Source organism: Streptomyces sp. NPDC096323 (assembly GCF_040302845.1).
Classification (GTDB): Bacteria; Actinomycetota; Actinomycetes; order Streptomycetales; family Streptomycetaceae; genus Streptomyces.
In genome coordinates this window covers 322,181-330,989 of record NZ_JBEOSI010000011.1, presented here as the reverse complement: position 1 = coordinate 330,989, position 8,809 = coordinate 322,181, and the positions used below count along the sequence as shown (strand labels likewise).

At 71.8% G+C, this 8,809-nt stretch carries 10 protein-coding genes; 9 read left to right on the top strand and 1 reads right to left on the bottom strand.

What is annotated here, in order from left to right; all coding sequences use genetic code 11:
* Positions 1–289 precede the first annotated feature (289 nt).
* From ABTX18_RS29695 to ABTX18_RS29660, 8 genes are all read left to right on the top strand, one after another.
* The gene (locus ABTX18_RS29695) at positions 290–1,792 is read left to right on the top strand and encodes an ATP-binding protein (protein WP_352125853.1); all 1,503 of its coding nucleotides are present in this window, start codon (positions 290–292) and stop codon (positions 1,790–1,792) included.
* Positions 1,789–2,217, top strand: a complete 429-nt coding sequence (locus ABTX18_RS29690) for a roadblock/LC7 domain-containing protein (protein WP_352125852.1) — start codon at positions 1,789–1,791, stop codon at positions 2,215–2,217. Before ABTX18_RS29695 ends, ABTX18_RS29690 begins: the two co-directional genes overlap by 4 nt.
* The gene (locus ABTX18_RS29685; protein ID WP_136328927.1) at positions 2,214–2,579 is read left to right on the top strand and encodes a DUF742 domain-containing protein; all 366 of its coding nucleotides are present in this window, start codon (positions 2,214–2,216) and stop codon (positions 2,577–2,579) included. Before ABTX18_RS29690 ends, ABTX18_RS29685 begins: the two co-directional genes overlap by 4 nt.
* Positions 2,560–3,210 (top strand): GTP-binding protein, encoded by a 651-nt coding sequence (locus ABTX18_RS29680; RefSeq protein ID WP_352125851.1) that lies wholly within the window; start codon positions 2,560–2,562, stop codon positions 3,208–3,210. Before ABTX18_RS29685 ends, ABTX18_RS29680 begins: the two co-directional genes overlap by 20 nt.
* Positions 3,207–4,484, top strand: coding sequence for a cytochrome P450 (locus tag ABTX18_RS29675; RefSeq protein ID WP_352125850.1), 1,278 nt, complete (start codon positions 3,207–3,209; stop codon positions 4,482–4,484). The genes ABTX18_RS29680 and ABTX18_RS29675 overlap by 4 nt, the downstream gene beginning before the upstream one ends.
* Positions 4,481–5,689 carry a cytochrome P450 family protein gene (locus ABTX18_RS29670; protein WP_352125849.1) on the top strand — a complete coding sequence of 403 codons (1,209 nt, stop codon included), beginning with the start codon at positions 4,481–4,483 and terminating at the stop codon, positions 5,687–5,689. The genes ABTX18_RS29675 and ABTX18_RS29670 overlap by 4 nt, the downstream gene beginning before the upstream one ends.
* A 141-nt stretch (positions 5,690–5,830) precedes the next feature.
* On the top strand, positions 5,831–6,949 hold the full coding sequence (gene serC, locus ABTX18_RS29665) for a phosphoserine transaminase (protein WP_352125848.1): 1,119 nt from the start codon (positions 5,831–5,833) through the stop codon (positions 6,947–6,949).
* Positions 6,950–7,106: 157 nt separating this feature from the next.
* Complete coding sequence (locus tag ABTX18_RS29660; RefSeq protein WP_352125847.1) at positions 7,107–7,736, top strand: Uma2 family endonuclease; 630 nt, start codon at positions 7,107–7,109, stop codon at positions 7,734–7,736.
* 60 nt (positions 7,737–7,796) lie between these two features.
* Here ABTX18_RS29660 and ABTX18_RS29655 read toward each other — a convergent pair whose 3' ends face one another.
* Positions 7,797–8,306, bottom strand: coding sequence for a GNAT family N-acetyltransferase (locus ABTX18_RS29655; protein WP_352125846.1), 510 nt, complete (start codon positions 8,304–8,306; stop codon positions 7,797–7,799).
* A gap of 102 nt (positions 8,307–8,408) precedes the next feature.
* On the opposite strand from ABTX18_RS29655, the gene ABTX18_RS29650 reads away from it, so the two are divergent.
* Entirely contained in the window at positions 8,409–8,804 is a 396-nt protein-coding gene (locus ABTX18_RS29650; protein ID WP_352125845.1) for a PPOX class F420-dependent oxidoreductase, read from the top strand.
* Positions 8,805–8,809 lie beyond the last annotated feature (5 nt).

Genomic DNA, 8,809 nt, shown 5'->3' with positions numbered 1-8,809 from the left:
GACCCCCACAACGGGGGTAGCGCGCCGCCCCGCGGGGCACCCGCACCAACCAAGCCCGTCCGGCGATTGAGGACGGAACCGGCCCGCCGGAGCAAACCCCCACCCCGCGGGCTACGCCCGCCCCGCACACACAAATGAAACAGAGAACGCCACAAGTTCTTCCCAAATAGATCGTCAATTCTCATATAGTGACCCTGACTTGTCTGGGAATCCTCTGTTCCAGTTGTCGCATTTGATCACCGCTCGTACGGCTCGCCCCCACCCTTCGCCCGCCCCCCAAGGACTCCGCTTGCGCCCCTCAACCCGGCCGACCGCACTGGCCCTGCTGGTCACCGTGGCCCTCACCGGATCCCTGTGTCTGTGGGCGACCGCCGTCGCTCCCGACTCGGCCAGGACGGCAGTGGCCTGGGGGGCGGGCGCCGCCGCGCTGCTGCTCTCCGCCGCCGTCGCCACCGCCGTCCACGCCCGCCTCGCAACGCGCCGGCTGCGCGAGCTGCTCGCCGCCGAGACCGGCCGGTTCACCGCGGAGACCTCGCGGATGGTGTCGGCGTCCGCCGCCGACGCCCAGCGGTTCACCGCCGAGACCGCCCGTATCAAGGCCGCCGCGGCCGCCGAGACGGCTCGCGTCGCCCAGGAGGCCGCGGCCGGCGCCGAGCGGCTCACCTCCGAGAACGCGCGCCTCAAGGCCCGCGCCGCTCGCAGCGACACCGAACGCTCCGCCGCCGTCGCCGCCTGTGCCAACGCGGCCGGCCGGATGCAGGCGCTGGCCACCAGCATGCTCGCCGACCTGCGCGACATGGAGCACCGGCACTCCGCCGAGGACGTCCTCGGCGACCTGCTGCACCTGGACCACCGCACCGCGCAGGCGGGCCGGCTGGCCGACTCCATCGCCGTGCTGACCGGCGCCCGCTCCGGGCGGCGCTGGGCGAAGCCGATCGTGATGGAGTCCATCCTGCGCGGCGCGATGGGACGGATCAGCGGCTACCAGCGGATCCGGCTCCACTCGACCAGCGACGTCGCCATCGCCGGTCACGCCGCCGAGGGCGTCATGCACGCCCTGGCCGAACTCCTCGACAACGCCGCGAACTTCTCGCCGCCCACGGCCGAGGTCCATGTGTACGTGGAAGAGGTCCCGGCCGGCATCGTGCTGACCGTCGAGGACAGCGGCCTCGTCATGAGCGACGTGCAGCTGCGCCGCGCGGAGCGGGCCGTCTCCGCGACCGACCAGGACCTGACCGGCCTGTCCGGCACCCGCCTCGGCCTCGCCGTCGTCGGCCGCCTCGCCCGCAAGCACGGTCTGACCGTCTCGTTCCGGCCCTCCGCGCGCGGCGGCACGGGCGCGCTGATGATGCTTCCCCAGGAGATCATCACCCGCACCCCCGTACCGGCCCCCGAGCCCGCCGCCGCACCGGTCGTCCCCGGCCCGCGCGAGCCCGACCCGGTGCACACCTCCGGCGCCGACCGCCCCGGCGCGGCGCCCGACGCGACCGGCTCCGCCGCCCGCCCCGCCCAGGAGCCCCTGCGCTCCGACTCCGGGTCGGAGACCACCGGCGGCCTCCCCCGGTTCGGCGAGAGCGGACTGCCCAAGCGCTCGCGCGGCCGCACCCTGGCCGCCGCCGAGTCCCGCGCCCGGGCGGCCGCCGACTCCGACGCGTCGTCGGAGCCCGAGACGACGGACGGGGCCGCCCCCCGGCCCCGGACCGCCGATGCCAAGACCCAGGCAGCGCGCTTCAGCAGCTTCCGCCAGGCAGTACGCCCCACCTCCCCGCACCCGGAAGGCAACACCCGATGACCGCGACCACCGACGAGAAGCTCAACTGGCTGCTGGAGGGGCTCCTTGAGCGCACCCCCGGCGCCCGTCACGCCCTCGTGCTGTCCAGGGACGGCCTCAAGCTGTGCCGTACCCCCGAGCTCTCCGTCGACCAGGCGGACCAGCTGGCCGCGATCTCGGCCGGAATCCAGAGCCTCTCGCACGGCGCGTCCGTGGAGTTCGGTGACGGCACCGGCGGGGTGCGCTCCGCGATGGCCGAGTTCTACGGCGGCGTGCTGTTCATCGTGGAGGCGGGGGCCGGCGCCCACCTCGCGGTCGTCGCCGACGAGGAGGCCGACGTCGGCCTCGTCGGCCACAACATGAGCGAGCTCGTCGAGCAGCTCGGCGAGCACCTCGTCGCCCCGCCCCGCGAGCCCGCCGAGGCCGCCGAAACCGCGGCCGTATGACTCCGCGCCCCCGCCCCGGCCGGGACGACGACCCGGACCGGCTGTACACCCTCACCGGTGGCCGCAGCCGGTCCGATTCGGCCGCCTTCGACCTGGTGACGCTGGTCGTCTCCGAATGCGAGCCGTCCCCCGGCATGCAGTCGGAGCACGTCACGATCCTGCGGATGTGCGAACGGCCCACCGCCGTCGTCGAACTCGCCGCCGGACTGAACCTGCCCGTCAGCATCGTGCGCATCCTGTTGTGCGATCTGCTCGACACCGGCCGGATCAGCGCCCGCCACCCCCGTACCGCCCGTGTCGCGGACCGGCTCCCCGACCCCGACATCCTGGAACAGGTGCTCGTTGGACTCCGCAACCTCTGACCGTGCCGCCCTGCAGGCCACGGCCGACAACGGACTGAAAATAGTCGTCGTCGGCGGCTTCGGGGTCGGCAAGACCACCATGGTCCGATCCGTGAGCGAGATCCGTCCGCTCAACACGGAGGAGACGATGACCCGCGCGGGCGAGGCCGTCGACGACCTCGACGGGGTGCGGTCGAAGACGTCCACCACGGTCGCCTTCGACTTCGGCCGGATCACGCTCGACGCGCGCTCGGTGCTCTACCTGTTCGGCGCACCCGGCCAGGAACGCTTCTGGTACCTGTGGGACCGGCTGTTCTCCGGGACCCTCGGCGCCGTCGTCCTCGTCGACACCCGCCGCCTCGCCGACTCCTGGTACGCCATCGACCGGCTGGAGCACCACGGCACCCCGTTCATCGTGGCGTGCAACGACTTCGGCGGACCGCTCCACACCGAGCAGCAGATCCGTGAGGCGCTCGCCCTCTCGGACGACGTACCGCTCGTGGAGTGCGACGCCCGCGACCGGTCGTCCAGCAAATACGTCCTGATCACGCTGGTGGAGCACCTCCACGCCCTCTCGCGGGGCACCGCCGGCGCCCTCTCCGCCGCCCATCCGGAAACCGCTCCGGTCAAGACCCCGGAGCACACCCCGTGACCCAGCCCCCCGAACCGCCCCCGGGCTGCCCGGCACACGGCCGCGCACCCCTGTCCGGGCCCCGGTTCCAGACCGAACCCACGCAGCTGTACCGGGAGATGCGCCGCGACCACGGCGCCGTCGCCCCCGTCGTCCTGGACGGCGACGTCCCCGCCTGGCTGATCCTCGGCTACCGCGAACTGCACCAGGTCACCAGCGACCCCGTGCTGTTCAGCCGCGACTCCGACCTGTGGAGCCAGTGGGAGCACATCCCCGACGACTGGCCGCTGCTCCCCATGATCGGCCGCAAGCAGCCGTCGATCCTCTACACGGTCGGCCCCCGGCACGTCGAGCGCGCCCGGATGATCAGCAACGCCCTTGAGGCCGTCGACCCGTTCGCCCTCAAGCGGTACGCGGAGGAGTTCGCCGACGCACTCATCGACCGGTTCTGCTCCAAGGGCTCGACCGACATCATCGCCGAGTACGCGATGCTGCTCCCCGCCCGCGTCCTGGCCAGGATCTACGGCTTCGGCGACGAGACCGGCGACGCGCTCGTCGGCTCGATCAACGACATGATCGACGGCCGGGAACGCGCCCTGGCCGGCCAGCAGCACCTCGGCACCGCGATGTTCCAGCTGCTGGCCGACAAGCACGCCGAGCCCGGCGACGACGTCGCCACCCGGATGCTGGCCGACCCCGGCGGCTTCACGGACGAGGAGGTCGCCCAGGACCTCATGGTCATGATGGCCGCCGGCCACCAGCCCACCGCGGACTGGATGGGCAACTCCCTGCGGCTGATGCTCACCGACGACCGCTTCGCCGCGTCCCTGTCCGGCGGCCGGCACAGCGTCGCCGAGGCGATGAACGAAGTCCTGTGGGAGGACACCCCTACACAGAACGTCGCCGGCCGCTGGGCCTCACGCGACACGCACCTCGGGGGCCGCCACATCCAGGCGGGCGACCTGCTGCTCCTCGGTATCGCCGCCGCCAACGCCGACCCGCAGGTCCGCACCGACGGCTCCGCGCTGACCGGCGGCAACAACGCGTTCCTCTCCTTCGGTCACGGCGAGCACCGCTGCCCGTTCCCCGCCCAGGAGACCGCCGAGGTCATCGCCCGTACCGGCATCGAGGTCCTCCTCGACCGCCTCCCGGACATCGACCTGGACGTCCCCGCCGAGCAGCTCACCCGCCGCCCCTCCCCCTGGCTGCGGGGCCTCACCGACCTGCCCGTCGCCTTCACGCCCACACCCGCCACAGGATCCGCCGCCGGGTCCGCCACCGGAGGCCAGATATGACCCGCATCGTCCTCGACCCGTTCGTCGCCGACCTCGACGGCGAGAGTGCCGCCCTGCGCGCCGCGGGCCCGCTCGCCGAGGTGGAGCTGCCCGGCGGGGTGCACTGCTACGCGGTCACGCACCACGCGGAGGCACGGCAGCTGCTGACCGACTCCCGGGTCGTGAAGGACATCAACGTCTGGGGCGCCTGGCAGCGCGGCGAGATCCCGATGGACTGGCCGCTGATCGGTCTCGCCAACCCGGGCCGCTCCATGCTGACCGTCGACGGCGCCGACCACCGCCGGCTGCGCACCCTGGTCGCGCAGGCCCTCACCGTGAAGCGGGTGGAGCGGCTGCGCGCGGGCATCGAGGCGCTGACGACCGCGAGCCTGGACCGGCTCGCGGCCCTGCCGAAGGGCGAGAAGGTCGACCTGAAGGCCGAGTTCGCCTACCCGCTGCCGATGAACGTCATCAGCGAACTGATGGGTGTCGACGGCGCCGACCATCCCCGGCTCAAGGAGCTCTTCGAGAAGTTCTTCTCGACGCAGACGCCGCCGGAGGAGGTCCCGCAGATGATGGCGGACCTCGGCGCGCTCTTCACGAAGATCGTCGACGCGAAGCGGGCCGAGCCGGGCGACGACCTGACCAGCGCCCTGATCGCGGCCTCCGAGGACGGCGACCACCTCACCAACGAGGAGATCGTCAACACCCTCCAGCTGATCATCGCGGCGGGCCACGAGACGACGATCAGCCTGATCGTGAACGCCGTGGTCGCCCTGGAGACCCACCCCGAGCAGCGCAAGCAGGTCCTTTCCGGCGAGCTGCCGTGGGAGAACGTGATCGAGGAGACCCTGCGCTGGAACACCCCCACCTCCCACGTCCTGATCCGCTTCGCGACGGAGGACGTGGCGGTCGGCGACAAGGTCCTTCCCAAGGGTGAGGCCCTGATCGTGTCCTTCGGCGCGCTGGGCCGCGACGAGGCGCAGTACGGCCCGACCGCCGGCGAGTTCGACGCGACCCGCTCCCCCAACCGCCACATCGCCTTCGGCCACGGCCCGCACGTCTGCCCGGGCGCCGCGCTCTCCCGCCTGGAAGCGGGCGTCGCGCTCCCCGCCCTGTACGAGCGCTTCCCGGAGCTGGAGCTGGCCGTACCGGCGTCCGAGCTGCGCAACAAGCCGATCGTCACCCAGAACGACCTGTTCGACCTCCCGGTCGAGCTGGGCTGACCCGGCCGCCGGCCTCCCGGTCGAACCGGGCTGATCCGGGCCGCCGTACGGAGGATGTTCCAAAGTCCACGCGTCGGATCCCCCGTCTCATCCGACGGACAGGATGCGTAGCCGCTCCACCGAGCGGCTACGCTCCGAGTCGTGGCCGACATCCAGATTCCCGCTGACATCAAGCCCGCCGACGGACGCTTCGGCGCCGGTCCTTCCAAGGTGCGGACGGAGGCGCTCGACGCGCTGGCCGCCACCGGTACGTCTCTCCTCGGTACGTCCCACCGCCAGGCCCCCGTGAAGAACCTGGTCGGCGCGGTACGTGACGGCGTACGCGACCTCTTCTCCCTCCCCGAGGGATACGAGGTGATCCTGGGCAACGGCGGCTCCACCGCCTTCTGGGACATCGCGACGCACGGTCTGATCGAGTCGAAGTCCCAGCACCTCAACTTCGGCGAGTTCTCGTCGAAGTTCGCGAAGGCCGCCAAGCTCGCCCCGTGGCTGGCCGACCCGACCGTCATCGCCTCCGACCCGGGCACCCACCCGGACCCGAAGGCCGAGGCGGGCGTCGACGTCTACGCCTTCACGCACAACGAGACCTCGACCGGTGTCGCCGCGCCGGTCAAGCGCGTCGCGGGCGCCGACGAGGGCTCCCTGGTCCTGGTGGACGCCACCTCCGGCGCGGGTGGCCTGCCCGTCGACATCAGCGAGACGGACGTCTACTACTTCGCCCCGCAGAAGTCCTTCGCCTCCGACGGCGGCCTGTGGATCGGCGTCTTCTCCCCGGCGGCCCTGGAGCGCGCGGCGCGCGTCCACGCCTCCGGCCGTCACATCCCGGAGTTCTTCTCGCTGCCGACGGCGATCGACAACTCCCTGAAGAACCAGACGTACAACACCCCGGCGCTCGCCACGCTGTTCCTGCTGAACGAGCAGCTGACGTGGATGAACACCCAGGGCGGCCTGGACTTCACCACCGGCCGCACGGCCGCCTCCTCCGGCCACCTGTACGGCTGGGCCGAGGAGTCGAAGTACGCGACCCCGTTCGTCACGGACCCGGCCAAGCGCTCCCGCGTCATCGGCACGATCGACTTCGCGGACGAGATCGACGCGACGGCCATCGCCAAGGCCCTGCGCGCCAACGGCATCGTCGACACGGAGCCCTACCGCAAGCTGGGCCGCAACCAGCTGCGCGTGGCGATGTTCCCGGCGATCGACCCGTCGGACGTCCAGGCGCTGACGGCGTGCATCGACTACGTGATCGAGAAGCTGTAACGCCTACGCCCCTGAGAAACGGCCCTGCCCACACGCTCGCGTGTGCGCAGGGCCGTTTCCGCTTCACTCGGCCGAGTGGCATATGCCAGAACCATGCTCTTCGGTCGTTCCGCCCTACGATGATGGTCTCGACACCAGCCATTCCAGGAGGCCCGCAATGTCTGCAGCAGCAGTCGAGCTCCCCTGTGACGACGAGCCGGAGCTGTCGTTGCTCGAGGAAGCCAACGAGCTCGCGGAGCAGCTTCCCGGACGTCGCGTCGAGATCATCGGAGGCGTTATCACCGTGGCCCCACCCCCGGACGGCCCGCACGCCCGCGCCCTGACCAAGCTCATGCGGCCGTTCATCGCGGCCGGACTCGACGACGGGGACTCGGAAGTCCTCCAGGGCATCGGCCTCTGGCTGCCGGGCGGCCCCGAGGACTTCGCCATCCCCGACCTCGCGCTCGTCGACGCCGATCTCGACGAGCACAAGCTCGACAACAACTGCTACGACCCGGCCGTCTTCCGCCTCGTCCTGGAGGTCACCTCCAGCAACTACAGAAGCGACCTGCGCCACAAGGTCGCCGCGTACGCCGAGGCCAAGATCCCCGTCTACGTGATCCTCGACCGCAAGCACAGCCGGGTCCACGTCCTCACCGAGCCCGTCGGCGGCACGTACGACCGCCACGAGGTGTACGCCCCCGGCCAGGAGGCCCCGCTCCCCGACTCGATCGGGGCCGCGGTCACCCTCGACGTCGCCGAACTGGTCAAGGCCGGCCGGGCGAAACCGAGCCCGTCCGACACTTGAGGGCACGCGGCGCTCGACGCCACCGCGCTTGAGGACACGCGACGCCTGAGGGCACGACGCTCACCGCTCCCCCAGCCGCCACCGCTCCTCCCCGTCCTCCCACTCACCGCTCCGCACCAACCCCGCCGCGGCGGCCACCGCTGCCGACGCCGCGTGGTCGGGGTGGATGTGGGCGATGACGGTACGCACCGCGCCCCCGCCCATCAGATGCGCGACGAGGCCCCGGGCCGCCTCTTTCGCGTACCCGTGGCCCTGCCACTCGGTGCCGATCACCCAGGCGATCTCCGCCCGCGCACCGCGCACGGTCGCCTGCACGTACCCGGCCAGACGCCCGTCGCCGCGCACCCGCAGCACCCAGTTCCACCAGCGCTCGTCCGCGTCCGGCGACCCGGCGGTCTGCCGTTCGTATCGCGCCCTCAGGGTGTCCGCGTCCTCCGGGGCGCCTCCCGTGAAGGCGTGCAGGGCAGGGTCGGCGAGTACGGTCGCCATCTCGTCCGCGTACGCGACCCGCAGGGGCTCGGCGTCGAGGCGGGCGGTGGCGAAGGGCGCGGGGCCGGTATCCGTCGTCATGACCGAGGACCCTACGCGGGCTCGCCCCGGCGCCCTCGAAACGCCCGTTCCGCACCGCGCGCGCAGATGAACACGACGCCCGGACCGCGCACCATGGAAGGCATGGAGACGATCCCTGAGCTGAAGCCGTTCGTGAAGCAGTACACCGTGCTGCTCAGCACGCGGCGGCAGGACGGGACCCATGCGGACACCCCCGTCAACATCGCCGTCGAGGGCGACCACGCCTACATCCGCACCTTCTCCTCGGCGTGGAAGGTGGAGCGGATGCGCAACCACCCCGTCGTGAGAGTCGGCCCGTGCACCCTGCGCGGCCGGTCGACGGGGCCGCAGATCACCGCGCACGCCCGCCTCCTCCAGGCCGGGTCGAAGGAGAACACGCACGCCGCCCGGATGCTGTCCCGCAAGCACCCGATCGTGCAGGGCGTCCTCGTCCCGCTCGCGCACCGCATCAAGCGCGACCAGACCCTGCACTACGAGATCCGCCCGCTGGACACGTAGGGCCT

What these genes read in the sequence shown, in the direction of transcription:
- ABTX18_RS29690 (WP_352125852.1), top strand. Translation starts at nt 1,789, where the DNA reads ATGACCGCGACCACCGACGAGAAGCTCAACTGGCTGCTGGAGGGGCTC.
- ABTX18_RS29660 (WP_352125847.1), top strand. Translation starts at nt 7,107, where the DNA reads ATGTCTGCAGCAGCAGTCGAGCTCCCCTGTGACGACGAGCCGGAGCTG.
- ABTX18_RS29670 (WP_352125849.1), top strand. Translation starts at nt 4,481, where the DNA reads ATGACCCGCATCGTCCTCGACCCGTTCGTCGCCGACCTCGACGGCGAG.
- ABTX18_RS29655 (WP_352125846.1), bottom strand. Translation starts at nt 8,306, where the DNA reads ATGACGACGGATACCGGCCCCGCGCCCTTCGCCACCGCCCGCCTCGAC.
- ABTX18_RS29650 (WP_352125845.1), top strand. Translation starts at nt 8,409, where the DNA reads ATGGAGACGATCCCTGAGCTGAAGCCGTTCGTGAAGCAGTACACCGTG.
- ABTX18_RS29685 (WP_136328927.1), top strand. Translation starts at nt 2,214, where the DNA reads ATGACTCCGCGCCCCCGCCCCGGCCGGGACGACGACCCGGACCGGCTG.